We start from the raw sequence: 19,285 nt of genomic DNA on the forward strand, positions 1-19,285 counted from the left end.
ACAGGTCCGGAAAACCGCGGGAGGAACGATGGAGACGACCGGGACCGTCGTCGGCGCGATGCCGGCGCCGGGTACGGGTCTGCGGGAGCGCAAGAAGCGCCTCACCCGCGACGCGCTGGTCCGGGCCTCCCTGGAGCTGTTCGCGACCCGCGGTTACGAGGGGACGACGGTCGACGACATCGCGGCGGCTGTCCACGTCTCGCAGCGCACCTTCTTCCGCTACTTCGCCAGCAAGGAGGAGGTCGCGTTCCACGTCCCGCACCTCGTGGAGTCCCTCGTCGTCGACGCCGTGCGGGGACGTCCGCCCGGCGAGCCGCCGCTGGACGCGCTGCGCGGCGCCCTGCGGGAGGGCTGGGACGGCGTCAACCAGGTCGTCGAGCAGGTCGTGCCCCTGGAACTGCATCTGCGGGTGTACCGGGTGATCGAGTCGACGCCCGCGCTGCTCGCCGCCCATCTGCGGCGCTCGAGCGAACTGGAGGAGCGGCTGGCCCGCGTGATCGCCGACCGCGAGGGCGTCGACCTGGACACCGACCCCCGGCCGCGCGTGCTGGTGGCCGCCGTCTGCAGCGTGGTCCGGGTGGCGGAGCGCTCCTGGTCCGCCGGGGACGACGCCGGCCTCGCCGCCCTGCGTGAGCTGATGACGGCTCACCTGGACCAGCTGGGGTCCGCCCTGGCGGGGCCCTGGGACGCCACCTGAGCGGCGTCCCGAGTGGCACCTGATCCGCTGTCAGCCGACCACTGCCCCCCGACGACGCACCGAAACGTGACACCGGTCACTTGATTGACGCGAGACCCTCTCGTTCTCCTAGTGTGTCCTGACAGTGACTTCCTTCGACGCCTCCCCGCAACTGAACGTGTGGCGCGCGCTCCTCGCACTCGCCGTCGTCTTCGTGATGCTGGCGACCACCGGCTGGACGGCACTGCGCCGGCAGCAGGACGCGGCTCCGCTCCCGGCCTCGCTCAGCGCCTGGGAGCACGGCCGCACAGGAGGCCACCGGCTGCCGGACCCCCGGTCCGCGCCCGCCGCACTGGCCCGCTTCTTCGCCTCCCTCACCAAGGTGCAGCGGGTGAGCCTCGCCCACCGCTTCCCGCTCGCGGTCGGCAACATGAACGGCGCCCCGGTCGAGTTGCGCTACCGCGCCAACCGCCTCGCGCTGGGGGAGGCCCGTGAGGTCGAGCGACAACGGATGCGCGACGAGCGGCTCACGCCCGCCGGACAGCATCAGGCGGGCCGCCGGATGAACCGCTTCGGAGCGCTGCTGAGCCCCGGCCGCCAGATCCTCGCCTTCGACCCGTCGGGGTCCGGCCGGGCCGCCGAGGTCTTCGGCGACCTGCGCGGGGCCGAGCGGGTCTCGGTCGTCGTCCCCGGCGCCGACACCGATCTGCTGACCTTCCAGCGCACCTACCGCCGCTGGTCGGCGCCCGTCGGTATGGCCGAGTCGCTGTACGCGGCCGAGCGCGCGGCGGCCCCCTCGACCCGTACCGCCGTGATCGCCTGGGCCGACTACACCGCGCCCGGCGGGCTGGGCATGGAGGCGGCGACGGCGATGCGCGCCGAGGACGGTGCGGTACGCCTCGACTCGCTGCTGCGCGCCCTGCCCGGCGAGTCCCGCGTCTCCCTGTTCTGCCACAGCTACGGCTCCGTGGTGTGCGGGCTCGCCGCACCCACGCTGCCCGGCCGGGTGACCGACATAGCGGTGGCCGGCAGTCCCGGCATGCGGGCCGGGACCGTCTTTGAACTGCGCACCCGCGCACGGGTGTGGGCGATGCGGGACGCCGACGACTGGATCCAGGACGTTCCCTATCTGGAGGTCGGCGGACTGGGACACGGCGCCGATCCGGTGTCCCCGGGTTTCGGGGCGCGCGTGCTGTCGGCGCGTGAGGCCCGGGGACACGGCGGGTACTTCGTGCCGGGCACCGACAGCCTGCGCAACTTCGCCGAGATCGGCGTTGGCGCATACCGCGCGGTGGACTGCGCGCACGGGGGCGGCGTATGCCGGGCGGGTTTGTCCGACGCCGCGGCATCGGGACGCGCGTAGAGAACGGAGGAACCGCGGTGTGCACGGGGAGGGGACGAAAAAGCTCGTGCCGCATACGATGAGCCGCATGGGTGACGTACTGGCCGGATTTCACGCCGCCTGGGAGTTCGAGTCCGACTCCGTGCTCATCCGGTACGAAAGGGGGATTCGAACACCCAAGCTGTTTCAGGCACTCGGGGAACGTCGTGTCCCCCTGGAGGCCGTCGCCGGAGTGACGCTGACCCCCGGCAGACGCGACACCGTCGTGCTGCGCATCGAGCCGCGGCCCGGCGCCGACCCGCTGATGGAGGCGGCGGCCGGGCAGTTGAAGGAAAGCAGCGACCCCTACCGGCTCGTGCTGCCCGCCGAACGCGAGACGCTCGCCGAGTACTACGCCGACGAACTCCTCGCCCTGCTCACCGGGTCGGGTCCCGCCGAGCGCCATCTGGTGGCCGCCCCCGAGGGGCCGCTGCGCTTCAAGGCGTACGACGGACGGGCCACCTTCGACGGGAGGACGGTCTCCTTCCGCTGGTCCTGGACGGGCGCCTCCTCGACGAAGTGGAAGGCGGGTGACCAGCGCTTCCCCGTGGGCGGGTTGAGCGGCGTGGAGTGGCGGTCGCCGGAGGTGTTCGAGGGACACCTGCGCCTGCTGCGCCGCGACGAACCGGACCGGCCGCCGCACCCCGACCAGGACCCGGCGGCCGTGGTGTTCGGGCTGGGCTACGGCCCGGTGCACGAGTCACTGCCGTTCGCGGCGGCCGTGCTGGCGGCGGCGCGGACGTCCGCGCCGGTACCCGCGGTCGCCGCGGCCGCCGTACGCCGCGACCCCGCGGACATCGCCGAGCGCATCCGCCACCTGGGTGAACTGCACCAGGCGGGACTGGTGACGGACGAGGAGTTCTCCTCCAAGAAGGCGGAGTTGCTGGCGGAACTGTAGGGCTCCGCCGGCCGTGGTGGCGGTCCGCCGCGCTCCGCCGGTCGGTGCGCACCCGAGAGGCTCGCCGTGGCCGGGCCGGCACTCTCGGCGGTCGGTGTCGTGGGCCGTCCCTCCCCCTCGCCCCGGCCGGTGGAGTCCGAGCGCCGCCGCGCGCGTCAGGACGCCGCACACCGGCCGTCCCTTCGGCACCGCATGGCGTCGCGGCTTCCTGTGGCGTTCCCGCGAACCCACCGCATGAGCGGTGGTCCGGCCCCGGCACGCCATCACGACTCGCCCCGAAGGGGAGGGCCCCGGAGCTCGCGCCGTCCCTGGGCAAACGCCTCCGGTCCCGGGCCGCACCGCCGTCCTCGTGAACTCCCCCGAGGTGGGACACGTGCTGCGCCGGCGGCGACTGCGGCCGCTTCCCCGGGGCGCGCCCGTGCCGCGAACCCTTGCCGCGGGTGGCGCCCCGTCCCTGGGACGAGCGGGAAAGCCCAGGTCAGGACGGCCTGCTTCCCTGGATTTCCCGTCGTGGGCGGCAGATCTGGCCGGGACGGCGGGTGAGCGGCAAGCCTTGAGGCCGGTGTCCCGCCACGGCGCGGCCGGGGCCGGACGGGGAACAGAGTGGGATCGCGTGGAAAGGCCTGATGTTCATGCTGACCGAAACGGTGTTCCGGACCTCGGACCTGCGACGCCAGGAACGGTTCGACGCCTGGCGGGAATGCGTACGCCGCACCATCGCGCCGATGGAGGTCCTCTGCGACCGGCCCGCCGACTTCACCGCCTCCCAGCGCCTGCTGCGCCTCGGCCCGCTGGCCGTGTGGTGGAGCGACTTCCAACCGTGCCACTACCGGCGCGGCCCCGTGGACGTCCGGAGCTTCGACCCGGAGCTGTACCACCTCACGCTGGTCCTGCCCGGCAGCGCTCCCCTGGCCACCGCGCAGGCGGGCAACAGCGACACGCATCACACCCACGACATCTACGTGATCGACATGTCGCGGCCCTGCGAGGTCCGGTCGCCGTTCGGCGGCTCGCCGATCGTGGGCTTCGGTCTGGAGATTCCCAAGGCGCTGGTACCGCTGTCACCGGCCCTCCGCGGGCGTACCGACCGGCTGCTCGGGCGGCGCATCTCCGGTCGGCACGGCTTCGGGCTGCTGCTCACGCAGGCCGTGACCCAGCTCTTCGGCCGGGAGTGCGGCTACCGCCCGTCGGACGGCCGAAGGCTCAGCACGCTGCTGGTCGACCTGGTGGCCGGGATGATGGCCCACGAGACCGAGACCCTGGCCGGGCTCCCGGCCGGGACCCGCGACCGCGCCCTGGTGTTCCACGTCCGCGAGCACATCAGGCGCAACCTGCACGATCCCGGACTGTCCCCGGTCACAGTCGCCGCCGCCCACCATCTCTCCACCCGCCAGCTCCACCGCCTCTTCGAGGCCGAGGAGGAGACGGTGGCGGGCCTGATCCGCGCCGGCCGCCTCGAAGCCGCCCGCCGGGACCTCACCGACCCGGCACTGCACGCGTCCCCTGTCCACGCCGTCGCCGCCCGCTGGGGCTTCACCTCCCCGGCCCACTTCAGCAGGGCCTTTCGCGACGTCTACGGCGCCCCGCCGGGCGACTACCGGCGGGGCGCGCTCGCCCCGCCGGGGTGAGCCCGCCCGAGCGGGCGTCGCGCAGCGGTCGGGCTTCAGGCCCGGCCCGAAACGGACCGGATGTGGTCCGTGCCATTGCCGTCGTACAGCCGGACCGTCACCCCCTTGTTCTCGGCGATGTCCAGGTCGACGGTCCGGACATCGATCGCCTTCGTGGTGCCGGGGGCCTTGTACGGGCCCTTGGTCACCGTGCTGCCGTTGACGACGTACTCCACGACGGCGTAGAGGGCGTCGCCGTCGTTCTTCGTGTCGTAGATCCAGAGCTTCTCGCCCAGAGGGTGGAACTCGACCTTGCCCACGATGTTGGAGGGCTGGCCCACCGTCGCCAGGATCTTGACGCCCTTGCCCCCGACGTCCTTCTGGAAGTACGTCCCGTCGATCAGGTCGCCGTGCGTGCACGGGCAGTTGTCCGTCGCCCGCGTGGTGACGTAGGTCGTCGGGTTGGGGCTGTACGCCTGGGCGGGGGCCGTGGCGACAGTGGCGAGCAGCACTCCGGCCGCGAGAGTCGTTCCGGACGTGAGCGCTGCCGCCCTGTTTCGGATACGCATGCGTGTGGCCTCCGTGTCATCGGTGTATCGGTGATGTCGGTGTGCTCGGCCGCCCCCGGCGGATGCGGTGGGCCCGTGACCGGGCGCCGAGGACCGACGACACGACGATGGCACCGCGGCGGACCGTGCGGTGCGACGACGGGGCCCCCTGGCGCGGATCGTCAATGTCCGGCGGTTCCCTGTCGCTGATCCTCAACGGGGAGGGCGGCGAAGGCGGCGTGCCGTCGTGTCGGGACACGCCTCCTCGAAGGGCGTGCGGCGCAGTACACCGGTACGGAACGACCACCGCCGCCTGCCGGCCGGCCGTAGGGCCTGTCCGGCGGATCACGTCGGGGGCGACCGGCGGTGTCCGTCCGGCCGGGGCGGGTGGGGTCCGGTGCGTTCGGCCGCGAGGCGGAGGAGGGCGCCGACGCGATGGAGGTCCCTCCCTGCCCGAGCGGAGCCGGGAGCCCGGGGGAGCCGGCGACCGACGGCAACGCCGCGGACGGGCGTGCCGGACCCCGCGTCTTCGGCATGATCCGCCGGACAGGACCCGACCGGCCGACGGCCGAACCCGCCTTCCGGGTTCGGCCCCAGGTCCGCGCTCTACTCCCGTCCGGCGGACGTGAAGGCCATGTCCGCGTAGCGGGTGCCCGCCACCTTGGCGGCGATCGGGTCCAGTCGGGCCAGTTCCTCGTCCGTGAGGGCGATCCGGGTGGCCGCCGTGTTCTCCTCCACCCGGGACGGCTTGCGCGTGCCCGGGATCGGGACGACCGGGAGGCCGTGCACGGCCGCCCGCTGCTGGACCCAGGCCAGGGCGATCTGGCCGGGCGTGGCGCCGTGCGCGTCGGCGACCGCGCGGACCGGGGCGAGCAGGGCCGTGTTGGCCGCCGCGTTCTCGCCGGTGAACCGGGGCATGAGGCGGCGGAAGTCGTCCGGTGTGAGGTCCTGGCCGGCGTCGGCGAAGGAACCGGTCAAAAAGCCCCGCCCGAGCGGCGAGTACGGCACCAGGGTCACGCCCAGGTCCCGGGCGGCCGGTACGACGTTCGCCTCGATGTCTCGGCTGAACAGCGACCACTCCGACTGCACCGCGGCGATCGGGTGCACGGCGTGCGCGGCCCGCAGTTCGCCGGCGGTGACCTCGCTCAGCCCGAGCTGCTTGACCTTGCCCTCGCGCACCAGCTCCGCCATGACGCCGGCGGTCTCCTCGATCGGCACGTTCACGTCGCGCCGGTGCATGTAGTAGAGGTCGATGGTGTCGATGTCCAGGCGCTTCAGGCTCGCCTCGACGGCCTGCCGGATGTACGGGGCGTCGTTGCGGACGATCCGCCGGGTCGGCTCGTCGGGCGGGATCGACAGCGCGAACTTGGTCGCGATCACGATCTCGTCCCGGTGCGCCTTGAAGAACGGGGACAGGAACCGCTCGTTCTCCCCCGCCGCGTACGAGTCGGCCGTGTCGTAGAGCGTGACGCCCAGTTCCAGGGCCCGCTCCAGGGTCGCCCGGGAGGCCTCCGCGTCCGCGGGTCCGTAGGCGAAACTCATGCCCATGCAGCCCAGGCCCTGCACGCCCACTTCGGGGCCGCCCGCACCCAGTACCGCCGTCGTGATCCTGCCGCTCGCGCTGTTCGTGCCGTTCGTGCCGTTCGTGCCGTTCGTGCCGTTGGTCATCGGGACCTCTCCGACGCCAGGGCGCGCCCGGCGTCCGCGTAGAAGCTGATCTTCCGGTCGAGCACGGCGAGGGTGCCCTGCAGTTCCGCGATCCGGGCCACCACGTCCTCGCGGGTCGCCTTGAGGAGGTCGAAGCGGTCGGCGTAGGTGTGGTCGCCCTCCCGCACCATCTCCGCGTACCGGACCATGTCCGCGACCGGCATCCCGGTCAGACGGAGCTTGCCGACGAGGGCGAGCCAGTCGAGGTCGCGGTTGCTGTAGCGGCGCTGCCCGGTGTGCGACCGGTCGATGTGCGGCATCAGCCCGATGCGCTCGTACCAGCGCAGGGTGTGGGCGCTGAGCCCGGTGAGGGCGGCCACCTCGCTGATCGTGTACTTGTCCGCGCCGTCCGGCCGCCGGTCGCCCTGCGGCGGACCTGCGCAGGTGTCGGTCGTGGCACCCGTGCTCTCACCCGTGGTCTCCGTCACCGTCATGCACCCACGCTAAATCCCTGGAGTGCACTCCAGGCAAGCACGACCGGCGGGAAAACGGCAGGAGGACGGACGTCCTGCCCGATTACGATGCCGGCCATGACACTCGTACGCCGTGCGGTGCCCGGGGACGCGGAGGAAGTACTGCGCCTGCGCCAGGTGATGATCGACTCGATGGCCCGCTCCTCCCCCGCCACGGACTGGCACGCCGACGCACTGCCGGTACTGCGCGCGAAGCTGGCGGAGCCGGAGGGCCCGTTCGCGGCGTTCGTGGTGGACCGGCCGGGCCTCCCGGAGCGGGGCGGGCTGTCGGCGCTGGTGGCCGGCACGATCGAGTACCGCATCGGCGGCGCGCACAGCCCGCACGGCACCGACGGCTACGTCTTCAGCGTCGCCACCGACCCGGACGCCCGGCGCCGGGGCTACGCGCGCGCCTGCATGGAGGAACTGCTGGCGTGGTTCCGCGAGCGGGGCGCCCGCCGCATCCGCCTCACGGCGTCCGCGCAGGCCGAGCCGCTGTACGCCTCGATGGGCTTCACGCGGAAGCCGGACCCCTTGCTGGAACTGACCCTGTGAACGCTTAGGCTCGAAGGCATGTCGCTCAAGAGCCTCGCACTGATCGAGAACTGGCCGGTTCCCACCGCGGCGGCGGGCGTCGTCCGGGCGGACGGCACCGTCCTGGGCACCCACGGCCCCACCGGCCACCGCCTCCCGCTGGCCTCGGTCACCAAGCCGCTCGCGGCGTACGCGGCGCTCGTGGCGTACGAGGAGGGCGCGATCGAGCTGGACGAACCGGCGGGCCCCGAGGGCTCCACGGTCCGCCACCTCCTCGCCCACACCTCCGGCCTCGCCTTCGACGAGCACCGGGTGACCTCCGCCCCCGGCGAGCGCCGCCTGTACTCCAACGCCGGGTTCGAACAGCTCGGGGACCACATCGCGAAGGCGACGGAGATCCCGTTCGCCGAGTACCTGCGGCAGGCGGTGCTGGAGCCGCTGGGGATGACGTCGACCTCCCTGGAGGGAACCGGCTCCCCCGCGAAGGACGGCACCTCCACCCTCGACGACCTGCTGCGCTTCGCCGCCGAGGTGCAGGCCCCGCGCCTGCTGGACGCCCGTACCGTCGCCGAGGCGATGACGGTCCAGTACCCGGGCACGAAGGGCGTCCTGCCGGGCTACGGCCACCAGAACCCCAACGACTGGGGCCTGGGCTTCGAGATCCGCGACGCCAAGTCCCCGCACTGGACGGGCGGTTCCTCCTCTCCCCGCACGTTCGGCCACTTCGGCCAGTCGGGCACGTTCCTGTGGATCGACCCGGCGGCGGACGTCGCCTGCGTGGCCCTGGCCGACCGCGCCTTCGGCCCCTGGGCGGTCGAGGCCTGGCCGCCCTTCACGGACGCGGTGCTGGCGGAGCTCCGCGGAAGCACCGGCGCGGCTGCCTGACCGCCGACGACGGCGGCGCCCGCCGGCGTGCCCGTGTGGTCCGCCGGAGGGCAGAGCGGCCGACGGCACGGTCTCCGGCCATGGCGCCACCCTCTGGCCGGCCGTAGAACCCAAGGTTTGTTCTGGTTTCGCGCAGCACCCCGCGCGAAACCAGAACCCTCGTCGTACTGCACGACCATCAGCAGCCCGGCCGTTCACCGAGGTGGTGCCGACCGAGGCACGGAGCCGAGGGCACACTCGAACCACACGGTCTTTCCACCCCCCGTGGGACACGGCGCGACACCCCACCGGTCGGTCACCGCCTCCACGAGAAGCAGGGCCCGCCTCGCCCCCGTCGCGCACGGGTGCGTACACGGTCACGCTGCCGTCGGGGGCGGCTGCCGACGCGTGCACCGTCCCGCTCCCTCTCCCCGACGGTGAGCGTCCCCTTCACGCCCTCGGGCGACGGGGAGCCCTCGGCCCGCCGAGAGGGAAGACCGCGGGTAGGGCCGTCGTTCGCGCTCTCCGCGAAGGCCCGGCCGCCGAACACGGCGGCCCCGACGGGGACGGCGCCCGCCATCCCGACGGCCGCGATGCGTCCCGTACCCGCTCTCACCGGGCCCGGCCCGCGTTCGCGGCGGACGGCGCACTGCGCCCGCGTGAGCGAACGTCCTCCCTTTTCCCTGCTCCCTGAATACCGAGATCCGCCCGGTGCAACTCACCGGCTGCCAGAACGACATACGCGGCGCCGACGAAGAGCAGCCCCGGGACGGCGAGCAGGCTCCGCTGATCGGCCTCATGGACGGCCCGGTACTGTTCCTGGGAGATCTCGACGGTGCCGCGCGCGTGCGGCGTCGTGTCGAAGGCGAAGTACCGCCCGTCCCTCACCTCGGCGGACTGCAGGTTCCCTTCCGGCTCGTAGCCGAAGGCCGTCATGGCAAAGCCCGACAGAGCCAACGCCAGGAGCCCGACCTGAACCTTGCCGGGAAGGCAGCGGAAGGCCTGCCACACCAGGCCTTTGTCCGCGCGCCGCAGCAGAAGACGCGCCACCGCGGCCACGAAGACCGGGAAGAGCACCACCACAAGCACCATCGGCAGCCACCTCACCCCGGCCAGAGGCAAAGCCCCCGGCAGCCAGGTGAGCCCGGCCAGCACCAGCAGCACGGCTCCCAGTCCAGCCGCGACACCACCGTGCACCCTGAACGACCAGCCCATGATCCGCAGCCTGTCACAGGCATCGCACCAGGTCACTGCCGGTTCCCGGCAGCAATGACCGCCTCAGCCCGCCACTTCCTGCCCTGCCGGGCACAACTCCACGCCAAGTAAATTTCATTGCAGGCTCATTGAGACTGAACAGGTCTCTTCGGCCTCATGGAACGGCGGCTGCGTCACAGGGCCTGTGACGCACCATCGGAATCAGATTAACGGTGCCGAGTCGGCCACCTACGGCTGAAGGACTCAACTTTCCGTTCGAAAGAACGCGCCCGGACCAACCATCGGCGTGATGAAAGAACACTATTGATCAGAAACTCATGGGGTTCACTCGTCGGTGACGTAGCGGACGTGTCGACCGCGGAAGTATCCGAGCACGATGAGAGGTCGGCGTTATCGGCGGTGGAAGAACCGCCGGTTTCGGCGGCGAGTAAGGGCCTGTGGGAATAGTTCCAGCGGCTGGACTGACCGCGTCGGCCCGGCAGCCGTAACGGCCCGCGAGGCTCGAACCACCGGTCAGGAGCCGAGGGCTTCGAATTCCGGGCGGGCACGGCCCCGGGGTCCCCGGCGGGGTCATGGCGAACGGCCGCCCCGCGGCGGTCGGGGAGTTCCTCCTGTGCGGATCTCGGGAAACGACGACCGCCGCCGGGAGGACGGGCGAATCAGCGGCGGGGGGTGTGCAGCTTGTCGACGCCGATGGTCAGAATGACGCGCTGTTGCGTGCCGCCGTCGAACCCCGGGTAAGGGCGGCCCAGGTACTTGTGGGACAGCTTGTCGATGTGCTCCCGGGCGCCCTCCGTCCCGGAAGCCGTGACACGCCCCCGGACCGCCCAGTAACGCGACGGAGTGGACGGGTCCGCCACAGCCACGGCAACGCGAGGATCACGCTCGACGTTGCGCACCTTCTGGTGGGTGCTCACCGTGTTGATGACGATGTTCTCTCCGTCCGTGTCCACCCAGGTCTGCGTGATCTGAGGGGAACCGTCCGGCATGAGGGTGGTCAGGAAACACTGGGCCGGGGACTGCAGCACCTCGAGCAGGCCGTTCGACAGGGGCACGATAAAGACACCTTCTCCTTCATGGGTGTTCGGGGAGCTGCACTGCTGATCAACGGCTCGCGATCGGCCGGTCGGAACGACTTGCCGAAATCCGGCGAGTGCCGCAGCCGGCTGCCGTTGCCGTTGCCGTCGGCCCGCCCTACAGCATTGTTTTCACGCGAAAGAGCGACGGACTTTCTTCACCGGATCCGCAGGACCCCGACCGCGCGGGGGCTGCCAGTCGCGGTGGCCCGGACCGGAGTACGGGCGGAGCGGCCGGGACGCGGCCGGGACGCCGCGTGCCTCGCGAAAGGCAGGGGCCGGGCTGGTTCATCCGCGGCGCAGTGACCGGAAGGTGGTGCGGATCTCGTCGGTCAGGACGGCGGGCTGTTCAAGAGCCGCGAAGTGTCCTCCGTGATCGAGCCGGCGGTAGTGCAGGACGTTGGAGTAACGCCGCTCGATCCAACGGCGCGATGCCTGCACGGCCTCGCCGGGGAAGATGCTGAACCCGGCCGGCGTGGGGTTCGGCCCGGGTACGCCTCCCGGTTCCTGGCGTGCCTCCCAGTACAGCCGTGCGGAGGAGGCGCCCGCGTTGGGCAGCCAGTACATCATGATGTCGTCCAGGATCTCGTCGCGCGGGACGACCGCCTCGGGGTTGCCGTCGCTGTCGGTGACGTCCTGGAAGAGGGTGTAGATCCAGGCGGCCAGTCCGGCGGGTGAGTCGGCCAGGGAATAGCCGATGGTCTGCGGCCGGGTGGCCTGCTCCCGGGAGTAGCCGTCGAGCACGCTCCGGTAGCGCTCCGCCTTGTCCAGCATGCGCCGCTCGTCGGGTGTCGCCTCCTCGATCTCCTGGGCGGTGGGGAACACCAGCGGCAGGTTGACGTGCATGCCGAGAAGTCCCCCGGGCGCCTTGCGGCTGATCGCCTCGACGACGGCCGATCCCCAGTCGCCGCCCTGTGCGACCCACTCGCGGTAGCCGAGGCGGTCCATGAGCTCGATCCAGGCGACGGCGGTACGGGAAACACCCCACCCGGGGGCGGTGGGCTTGTCGGAGAAACCGAAGCCGGGCATTGAGGGGATCACGACGTGGAAGGCGTCCTCGGCCCGGCCGCCGTGCGCGACGGGATCGGTCAGCGGCCCGACCAGGTGCCGGAACTCCAGGACGGACCCGGGCCAGCCGTGGCACAGCAGGAGGGGCATCGCCGACGGCTCGGGCGAGCGGGCGTGCAGGAAGTGCACGCCGACGCCGTCCAGGACGGTACGGAACGACCCGATGCCGTTGATGTCCTTCTCGCAGCGGCGCCAGTCGTAATCGGTGGCCCAGTGTGCGCACAGCGCGCGGATGCGCTCCAGTTCCGGTCCCTGGTCGGGGCCGGTCTCCCGGTCCGGCCAGCGGGTATCGGCCAGCCGACGGGCGAGCCGGTCGAGTTCCCGCTCGTCGACCGCAATCGGGAAGGCTTCGACTGTCGTGGGCAGTGAGGGCATGACCGCCTCCTCGTAGTGGTGTGGTCGGTGCCACCAAACCACGAAGTGGAAAGATTCTTCAACTTAGGAGAGTGGTCTCCACTTGGTAGGGTCGCCCGCATGACCGAACGTCCCTTGCGCCGTGACGCCGAGCGCAACCGGCAGCGCCTGCTGGAGGCGGCACGGGAACTCATGGCCCGCGACGGGTTGCGGGTGCCGTACGAGGAGATCGCCCGCACGGCCGGAAGCGGCATGGGCACCCTGTACCGCCGCTTCCCCGACCGCCAGGATCTCGTGGACGCCCTGTTCGCCGAACACGTCGACGCCGTGGTCGCCCTTGCCCAGCAGGCATGCCGGACCGACGACCCCTGGAGCGGCCTCACCTGGTTCATGGAGCGGCAGTTCGAACTCGAAGCCGACAACCGCGCCCTGGGGGAACTGCTGCGCGGCGGACAGCAGGGGACCGCCCACCTGGCGCAGGGCTGCGCCCGCATCGCGGAACTGGTCGCACAGCTCGTCGAACGCGCGGTCCGCGCCGGCCGGTTGCCGCCCGGAGTGACCGCCGACGACCTCGAGACCGTCCACCTCATGGTGGGCGCCGTGATGGACGCCTCACGGCAACACGACCCCCACCGGTGGCGGCGCGCCCTGGCTGTGGCACTCGCCGGACTCCGCCACGCCGACCTGCGGCCAGACGGAGAAACCATGCGCCCTGCCCGGCCGGCCCCGCGGTGCGGCCCGTAGCACCGCCCAGCATGCGGACCGGTCCCCACCGACGAGGGTGGCCCCGCGTTCGGCCGGATCGGGGTGGATGCCGAGCAGGCCGGCGACGACCATGGGCGGCGGGCCCACCAGGGTGTCCGTCATGACTGTGTCACCAGGGCGTCCGTCATGACGGTGTTCCGTGCCGCGAGGGCGGGCGGACCGTGGCGTCTCAGAGTGCCCGCGTGGCCGAGGGGGTTGCGCGGGCGTCCAGGGCCGTGACCGGGCAAGAGGCATCTGCGCCCGGCCGTGCTGCCGCGCCGGGCGGGGGCCGCGCTGAAGCTGACCGTCCATGAGGCGGGCGAGCTTCGGCGGGGGCACGGAGGGGCGGTGGTTGACCGTCAGGCAGGTACGCCCCTGGTCGTGGCGCATGCGGTCGTCGGCGAGTTCGGCACCCCCTCGGGCACGTGGGCGCCTCCCCGTACCGCCCGCCCACCCTGGCACACCGCCACGTCAGACACGGACGCGAAGCCATGGACACGGCTGCGGTCGCCCACCGCCCCGGCCAGGCCGCTACCGGTGCCGGGGGCGACGATGTCGGCAATCTGGCTCACGGTAGCGACTCACTCGCTTAAAGTGATCGGGTCCGGTGCTGCCGCGCCGGGGCGATGGGGAGTGGGAGTGGGTTCTACGGCTGCAGCCGGTTCGCGGGCGGAGGCGGCGTCGACCGGTCGGGACGTGAGGTCGCCGGACGCCGACCCGTGGCACGAGGCGCTCAGGAGACTCGTCGGGTCGACGGTGGACGGCCCCGCGGTGGCCGACGAGGCGCTGCGGCGCCTTCACGCCGGGCTGTTGACGGTGCGCGACATGCGGTTGGTGCTCCTGGGGACGGCGCACCTGCCGGGTTGGCAGCCGGTGCGCCGAGCCGTGATCGACGTCCTGGCCCACGACGTGGAGTCGGCGCGGCACGTTCTTCTCACCCACACCCAGGTCGAGGTGCTGCCGCCCCCTCGGTACGAAGAGGTCCCACCGGAACACGGCGGCACCGGTGCCGCGTTCGCGGCCGTGGTCGGTGCCGCGGGCGCACAGGTCACCGGACCCGCCCGGCAGGCCCGTACCGGCCGGGAGGCGAAGGACCGGGCGGCGCTCGCCCTGCTGGCAGCTCTGGCCGGCGTCGAACCGCCGGGCCGGGAACCGGGCCGGGGCGGAGCGGCCGGGCGCCTCGTCCTGCCGGGCATGCTGACGGAGGTCTTCGAACACCGCCTGCTGCGCGCCCTGTCGGCGGGGCGGGGGCCCGGTCCGGAGCTGGAGGAGGAGGCACTGCGCCGGGCCGGCACGGGACGGCTGCGCCACCGCGACCTGTACCTGCTGCTCCTCACCGCCCGGGGCAGGGAGTGGACCAGGACGCGCACGGCGGCACTCCGGCGGGCCGCGGCGATGCCCCCGGCTCCGGCCAGGCTGCTGCACTGGTACGCCGAACAGCACGGCGAGGGTGAGGGGCACGGCCTGTCCTACGAGGAGGAGCCGGACACCGCCGGAGGCCGCCACCGCGTGCGGGCCCGGCTGCGGGCGGAACGCACGTGGAGCGGGCCGGAACGGACCGCCTGGTCACGCGGGACGGCCAGGCACTACGCCTGCTGCGCGCTGCTCGCCGAACTGGCCGGCCTGCCGGAGCCCGCCCCGCAGGTCGAGGACAAGCGGGCCGGGACCGCACGCATCACGGTCCCCGCGCAGGGCCAGGACCCGGTCAGGACGCTCAACAAGCACTGTCAGCGGGAGGCGATCACCAAGCCCGAGTCGACGCTGCGGGTCCTGGGATCGCGCGTGGAGTGCACCTACCGCTGCCGCCACCGGACCAGTGACCTGCAGGTCCAGGCCACCGCGGTCGGCCCGGACAAGAACGCGGCACGCGGCGCGGCGGCGCTGAAACTGCTGCGCAAGCTCGCCTCCATCGACGCCGCCGACACCGCCGCCACTCTCGGCGACCCCGAGGGCGCGGACGACCGGCGTTCCCCGGGGCCGGGCCCCGCGGCCACGCCGTCCGTCCCTTCCCCGGCCCGGCTGCACGAAGCGGTTGCCGCGGGCTGCCCGGTGTCGTTCGTGCCCGCCCGGGGCGCGGACCCGGCGGTGTGGTGGGTGCGGGACGGCGGCTCCCGTTCCCGTTCCCGTTCCCGTTCCCGTGCGCTGCCGGTGACCGGCCTGTCCGCCCCGCCCGCCGCCGGGTGGCGGGCCGGGCTCGCGGACGGCCTGCCCGCGGTGCACCGGGCCGGTGCCGGCGCGGACCCGACCGCGGTGTTCTGGCAGCGGGCGGTGCACATCGCCCTGCAACTCGTCCGGGCCCGGCTCGTCCGTCCCGCGCTCGACGAGCGCGGGCACGCGGTATGGCGCGTGGGCCCGGTCCCGGCGGACGCCGAGGAAGCGTTGACGGCGCTCGCCGCGGCGGCACCTCCCGGCGCCGTCCTGTCGTCCGGGCCCGGTCCCGGTCCCGGTATGAGCGCGCGCCGGGCGCTCCTCGCCTGCTGCGACGCGGTGGCCGACGCGCTGGTGCGTACCCCGGCCGCCGTCCTGTGCGGTGCCGGGCCCTGGACGGCGCCCGTACCGGGCCCGGTCACCACCGGGACGCAGGGGGCGGTGCGCGGCTGGCTGGACGGTGTGGAGGACCTGGTCGACGGCGGCCCGGCCCCGCGGCTGGTCCTGCGGGTCCGGCCGCCCGACGACGAGCAGGCCGCCGCCGGCCGGCTCACCGCCGACCTGCACCTGGCCCCGGCGGACTCCGCCCCCGCGGACTCCGTGCCGGGCGAACCGGATGAACCGGAAGAGGTGGCCGCCGCCCAGGTGTGGGCCGGTGGCGCGCGCGTCGGCGGAGAAGGCGCCGATACGGTCCGGCCGCGGGTACGGCGGCTCCTGCGCCGGGCCGTGCGGCTGAATCCGGCCCTGACCGCGCTGGCCGTACTGGCCGGTGCGGAGAACCCGCGGCAGTGCGTCCTGCGCTCCGCCGACATCGCCGCGCTGCTGGAGCAGGAGGCCGAACTCGCCGGAGCGGGAGTACGGGTGGTGTGGCCCGAGCGGCTGCGCACCGCCCTGTCGGCGGCCGCGGTCGTCGGCACACCGGACGGGGAGGAGGAAGACGGCCCGGGCGGGCCCGGCCGGGCGGCCGGGGAACGGTCGCGGTTCAGCGTGACGGCGCTGCTCGACTTCCGCTGGCAGGTCGCTCTCGACGGCGCCGACCTCAGCGAGGAGGAGATGGATGCCCTCGCCGAAGCGGCCCGGCCGCTGGTGCGCGTCCGCGGACAGTGGGTGCTGGCCGACCCTGCCCTCCGGCGCCGTGCCCGACACCGGCTCCTGGGCCGGCTGCCCGGGACGCAGGCGCTGACCGCCGCCCTGACGGGCACCGTCACCGTCGCCGACGACACGGTGGCCTGCCGACCCGCCGGACCGCTCGCCGACCTGATCGGTGTGCTGCGCCGGGGCGAGCACCATCCCGAGGCGGTGCCCGCCCCCGCCGGGCTGACGGCCGCCCTGCGCGGCTACCAGCAACGGGCCCTGACCTGGCTCGCGCACACCACACGCCTCGGGTTCGGCGCCGTCCTCGCCGACGACATGGGACTGGGCAAGACCCTCACCGCGCTCGCCTTCACCCTGCACCACCAGCGGTACGGTCCCGGCCCGGCGCTGGTGGTCTGCCCGGCGTCCCTGGTGGCCACCTGGTGCCGCGAGGCCGCCCGCTTCGCCCCCCGCCTGCCGGTCGTCGCCTACCACGGCGCCGAACGCACGCTGGAGGCGGTCACCGACACCACGCTGGTGGTCACCACCTACGACCTGCTGCGCCGCGACGCCGTCCGTCTCGCCGAGCGGCACTGGGGCCTGGTCGTCGCCGACGAGGCCCAGCACGCGAAGAACCCCGCCTCCGCCACCGCCCGTCGGCTGCGCGCCCTGCCCTCCACCACCCGCCTGGCACTGACCGGCACCCCGGTGGAGAACAACCTGTCCGAGCTGTGGTCGCTGCTCGACTGGACCAACCCGGGCCTGTTCGGGCCGCTGACGGCGTTCCGGTCCCGGTGGGCGAACGCCGCGGAGAAGAACCCCGGCGGTGTGGAGGCCGCCGAACTGGGCCGGGTCGTCGCCCCGTTCCTGCTCCGGCGCCGCAAGACCGACCCCGGCATCGCCCCCGAGCTCCCGGCGAAGATCGACCGGCCGCGCCCGGTGCAGCTGACCACCGAGCAGGCCGGTCTGTACGAGGCGGTCGTCCGCGAGACCCTGCAGCAGATCGAGGACGCCCGCGGCATCGAACGCAACGGCCTGGTCTTCAAGCTCCTGACCGCGCTGAAGCAGATCACCAACCACCCCGCCCACTACCTGCGTGAACAGCCGCCCGCCGACGGCGAGTCACCCGCGTTCACGGCACGCTCGGCCAAGACCGCGGCCCTCGTCGACCTGCTGGAGACGATCCGGGCGAGCGGCGAGGCCGCACTGGTCTTCACCAGCTACGTCGCCATGGGCCACCTGCTCACCGCCCACCTCACCCACCTCGGCCACGACCCGCTCTTCCTGCACGGGGCGACGCCCCTGGCCGAGCGGACGCGCATGGTCGACGCCTTCCAGGCCGGCCTGCACCCGGTGATGGTCCTGTCCCTCAGAGCGGCCGGGACCGGCCTGACCCTCACCCGCGCCGCCCACGTCGTCCACTACGACCGCAGCTGGAACGCCGCCGTCGAGGACCAGGCCACCGACCGCGCCCACCGCATCGGCCAGCACCGGACCGTCACCGTGCACCGTCTGATCACCCGGCACACCGTCGAGGACCGCATCGACGAACTCCTCGCCCGTAAGCGCACCCTGGCCTCCGCCGTCCTGACCGGCGGGGACCGGGCGCTCACCCGGCTCACCGACCGGGAACTGGCCGGCCTCGTGGCCCTGGGAGAACGCCGATGAGCGTGCCGCACACCACCGCCGGATGGGCCCACGCCCTGACCTCCGCCCTCACCGCCGCCCTCGCCCGGGACGCCGGGGACGCCGCGCTCCTGGACGCGGCGCGGCGCCTGCTCCTCACCGACGAGGCGGGCCCCCTCAACGTCAACCGGGGCTTCGCCACGAGCAAGTTCCCCCTGCCCGGCGGTCGCGTCGCCCGGCCCCGGCTGCTCGTCGCCGAGCTCACGGACGCCGACTGGGACCGTCTCGAGGCCGCGATCCGCGCACGCCCCGACGCCGCGGCCGTCGCCGGAACCGCCGCCGTCAGCGACCGGCTCACCGACCCGGCACACACCGGCGGCGTCGCCCTCGTCCCCGGCCCGGAGGACATCTCCCACACCTGCACCTGCGACCCTGAGGCCGCCGGCGCCGCGTGCCCGCACTCCGTCGCCCTCGGCATGCTCCTCGCCGAGCGGCTGCGCACCACGCCCGCCGCGCTGTTCACACTGCGCGGCCGCCCCCACCAGCACCTGAAGAAGCGCCTGCGCGTGAGCGGCGCGGCCCCCGGGGGAACCGGGCCCCCGGTGTCCGGGTCCCCACCCGCCGCCACCGTCCCGGCCCAAACCCCTGGCCCTGCCCCGGCCCCGGCCCCGGCCGCAGAACCGACCCCACCGAACCCGCCCGCCCCGCCGGTCCCCGGCCCGGTCGACCTCGATCTCACCGGGGCACGCCCGGTGCCGACCGGTTCACTCGCCGAGCCCCCTGCCCCGCTGCCCGCGGCCGAGGCCCTGGACGCGTTGGCGGCGGACGCCGCCCACCGCGCCAAAACCCTTCTCGAGGGGCAGGAGCCACCGGCCTGCCCCGGCCCCGGCAGCGACATCGCGCGCTTCCTGGCCCTGCCGCACGGGGCGCCGTTCCGGCAGGCCGCCATGGACCGTCTCGGCCTGGACATCGTCGGCATGGGCCACTACCGGCTCGCCCACACCCACGGCGGACCGGGCGGAGCAGCCGCCTACCTCGAGCCGTTCACCGTCGGCCACGACGTCCTCGCCGACGCCCGGGCCCGCATCCAGCCGCTGCGCCCCGCCGCCACGGCCCCCGTCACGTGCGAGCACAACCGGCTCACCGACGACGCCGCCGGCATCCAGCTCAGGTACGGACCGGACGGGCGCTGGCACCCCTACCGCGCCCCGTACGGCGTCTGGCAGCCCGTCCCCGGCCCGTCCGCCGACCCGGCCGGCGCCTATCGCGCCGCCCGCACCGCGGGGCGCGCGAACCGGCGCACTTCATAGCGT

Annotated in this window: 15 protein-coding genes; 9 read left to right on the top strand and 6 right to left on the bottom strand. The window is 73.5% G+C overall.

Features of this window, described 5'->3' with window-relative positions:
• The first annotated feature begins 28 nt into the window (after positions 1-28).
• From ACWZEH_RS09385 to ACWZEH_RS09400, 4 genes are all read left to right on the top strand, one after another.
• A complete protein-coding gene (locus ACWZEH_RS09385; RefSeq protein WP_456197363.1) occupies positions 29-697 on the top strand; it encodes a TetR family transcriptional regulator in 669 nt (222 codons plus the stop codon).
• A 124-nt stretch (positions 698-821) separates the two neighbouring features.
• Positions 822-2,039 carry an alpha/beta hydrolase gene (locus ACWZEH_RS09390; RefSeq protein WP_456197365.1) on the top strand — a complete coding sequence of 406 codons (1,218 nt, stop codon included), beginning with the start codon at positions 822-824 and terminating at the stop codon, positions 2,037-2,039.
• A 67-nt stretch (positions 2,040-2,106) separates the two neighbouring features.
• Complete coding sequence (locus tag ACWZEH_RS09395) at positions 2,107-2,955, top strand: DUF4429 domain-containing protein (protein ID WP_456197367.1); 849 nt, start codon at positions 2,107-2,109, stop codon at positions 2,953-2,955.
• A 626-nt stretch (positions 2,956-3,581) separates the two neighbouring features.
• Positions 3,582-4,583: a helix-turn-helix domain-containing protein gene (locus ACWZEH_RS09400; RefSeq protein WP_456197369.1), complete on the top strand. Its 1,002-nt coding sequence runs from the start codon at positions 3,582-3,584 to the stop codon at positions 4,581-4,583.
• 35 nt (positions 4,584-4,618) lie between these two features.
• On the opposite strand, the gene ACWZEH_RS09405 is transcribed toward ACWZEH_RS09400, so the two are convergent.
• The 3 genes from ACWZEH_RS09405 to ACWZEH_RS09415 form a co-directional block, all read right to left on the bottom strand.
• The gene (locus ACWZEH_RS09405; RefSeq protein WP_456197371.1) at positions 4,619-5,131 is read right to left on the bottom strand and encodes a hypothetical protein; all 513 of its coding nucleotides are present in this window, start codon (positions 5,129-5,131) and stop codon (positions 4,619-4,621) included.
• A gap of 585 nt (positions 5,132-5,716) precedes the next feature.
• Positions 5,717-6,778 carry an aldo/keto reductase gene (locus ACWZEH_RS09410; RefSeq protein ID WP_456197373.1) on the bottom strand — a complete coding sequence of 354 codons (1,062 nt, stop codon included), beginning with the start codon at positions 6,776-6,778 and terminating at the stop codon, positions 5,717-5,719.
• Positions 6,775-7,251 (bottom strand): MerR family transcriptional regulator, encoded by a 477-nt coding sequence (locus ACWZEH_RS09415; protein WP_456197375.1) that lies wholly within the window; start codon positions 7,249-7,251, stop codon positions 6,775-6,777. Before ACWZEH_RS09415 ends, ACWZEH_RS09410 begins: the two co-directional genes overlap by 4 nt.
• Positions 7,252-7,347: 96 nt before the next feature.
• Between ACWZEH_RS09415 and ACWZEH_RS09420 the strand changes: the two genes are divergently transcribed.
• Positions 7,348-7,824, top strand: a complete 477-nt coding sequence (locus ACWZEH_RS09420) for a GNAT family N-acetyltransferase (RefSeq protein WP_456197377.1) — start codon at positions 7,348-7,350, stop codon at positions 7,822-7,824.
• Between the two features lie 18 nt (positions 7,825-7,842).
• Positions 7,843-8,688 carry a serine hydrolase domain-containing protein gene (locus ACWZEH_RS09425; RefSeq protein WP_456197379.1) on the top strand — a complete coding sequence of 282 codons (846 nt, stop codon included), beginning with the start codon at positions 7,843-7,845 and terminating at the stop codon, positions 8,686-8,688.
• Between the two features lie 591 nt (positions 8,689-9,279).
• Here the strand turns inward: ACWZEH_RS09425 and ACWZEH_RS09430 are convergent.
• The 3 genes from ACWZEH_RS09430 to ACWZEH_RS09440 all read right to left on the bottom strand — a co-directional run bounded on the left by ACWZEH_RS09430 (position 9,280) and on the right by ACWZEH_RS09440 (position 12,401).
• Positions 9,280-9,882 (bottom strand): hypothetical protein, encoded by a 603-nt coding sequence (locus tag ACWZEH_RS09430; protein WP_456197380.1) that lies wholly within the window; start codon positions 9,880-9,882, stop codon positions 9,280-9,282.
• 659 nt (positions 9,883-10,541) lie between these two features.
• Positions 10,542-10,937 (bottom strand): PPOX class F420-dependent oxidoreductase, encoded by a 396-nt coding sequence (locus ACWZEH_RS09435; protein WP_456197382.1) that lies wholly within the window; start codon positions 10,935-10,937, stop codon positions 10,542-10,544.
• Positions 10,938-11,246: 309 nt separating this feature from the next.
• A complete protein-coding gene (locus ACWZEH_RS09440; protein WP_456197384.1) occupies positions 11,247-12,401 on the bottom strand; it encodes an epoxide hydrolase family protein in 1,155 nt (384 codons plus the stop codon).
• Between the two features lie 99 nt (positions 12,402-12,500).
• On the opposite strand from ACWZEH_RS09440, the gene ACWZEH_RS09445 reads away from it, so the two are divergent.
• The 3 genes from ACWZEH_RS09445 to ACWZEH_RS09455 all read left to right on the top strand — a co-directional run bounded on the left by ACWZEH_RS09445 (position 12,501) and on the right by ACWZEH_RS09455 (position 19,282).
• Positions 12,501-13,124 (top strand): TetR/AcrR family transcriptional regulator, encoded by a 624-nt coding sequence (locus ACWZEH_RS09445; protein ID WP_456197385.1) that lies wholly within the window; start codon positions 12,501-12,503, stop codon positions 13,122-13,124.
• 696 nt (positions 13,125-13,820) lie between these two features.
• Entirely contained in the window at positions 13,821-18,014 is a 4,194-nt protein-coding gene (locus ACWZEH_RS09450; protein WP_456197386.1) for an SNF2-related protein, read from the top strand.
• Positions 18,011-19,282, top strand: coding sequence for a hypothetical protein (locus tag ACWZEH_RS09455; protein WP_456197388.1), 1,272 nt, complete (start codon positions 18,011-18,013; stop codon positions 19,280-19,282). The genes ACWZEH_RS09450 and ACWZEH_RS09455 overlap by 4 nt, the downstream gene beginning before the upstream one ends.
• Positions 19,283-19,285 lie beyond the last annotated feature (3 nt).

The organism is Streptomyces yamdrokensis (assembly GCF_053890455.1).

Coding starts and splice junctions, on each gene's coding strand:
- ACWZEH_RS09385 (WP_456197363.1), top strand. CDS start 29: ATGGAGACGACCGGGACCGTCGTCGGCGCGATGCCGGCGCCGGGTACG.
- ACWZEH_RS09395 (WP_456197367.1), top strand. CDS start 2,107: ATGGGTGACGTACTGGCCGGATTTCACGCCGCCTGGGAGTTCGAGTCC.
- ACWZEH_RS09400 (WP_456197369.1), top strand. CDS start 3,582: ATGTTCATGCTGACCGAAACGGTGTTCCGGACCTCGGACCTGCGACGC.
- ACWZEH_RS09405 (WP_456197371.1), bottom strand. CDS start 5,131: ATGCGTATCCGAAACAGGGCGGCAGCGCTCACGTCCGGAACGACTCTC.
- ACWZEH_RS09410 (WP_456197373.1), bottom strand. CDS start 6,778: ATGACCAACGGCACGAACGGCACGAACGGCACGAACGGCACGAACAGC.
- ACWZEH_RS09415 (WP_456197375.1), bottom strand. CDS start 7,251: ATGACGGTGACGGAGACCACGGGTGAGAGCACGGGTGCCACGACCGAC.
- ACWZEH_RS09420 (WP_456197377.1), top strand. CDS start 7,348: ATGACACTCGTACGCCGTGCGGTGCCCGGGGACGCGGAGGAAGTACTG.
- ACWZEH_RS09425 (WP_456197379.1), top strand. CDS start 7,843: ATGTCGCTCAAGAGCCTCGCACTGATCGAGAACTGGCCGGTTCCCACC.
- ACWZEH_RS09430 (WP_456197380.1), bottom strand. CDS start 9,882: ATGGGCTGGTCGTTCAGGGTGCACGGTGGTGTCGCGGCTGGACTGGGA.
- ACWZEH_RS09440 (WP_456197384.1), bottom strand. CDS start 12,401: ATGCCCTCACTGCCCACGACAGTCGAAGCCTTCCCGATTGCGGTCGAC.
- ACWZEH_RS09445 (WP_456197385.1), top strand. CDS start 12,501: ATGACCGAACGTCCCTTGCGCCGTGACGCCGAGCGCAACCGGCAGCGC.
- ACWZEH_RS09455 (WP_456197388.1), top strand. CDS start 18,011: ATGAGCGTGCCGCACACCACCGCCGGATGGGCCCACGCCCTGACCTCC.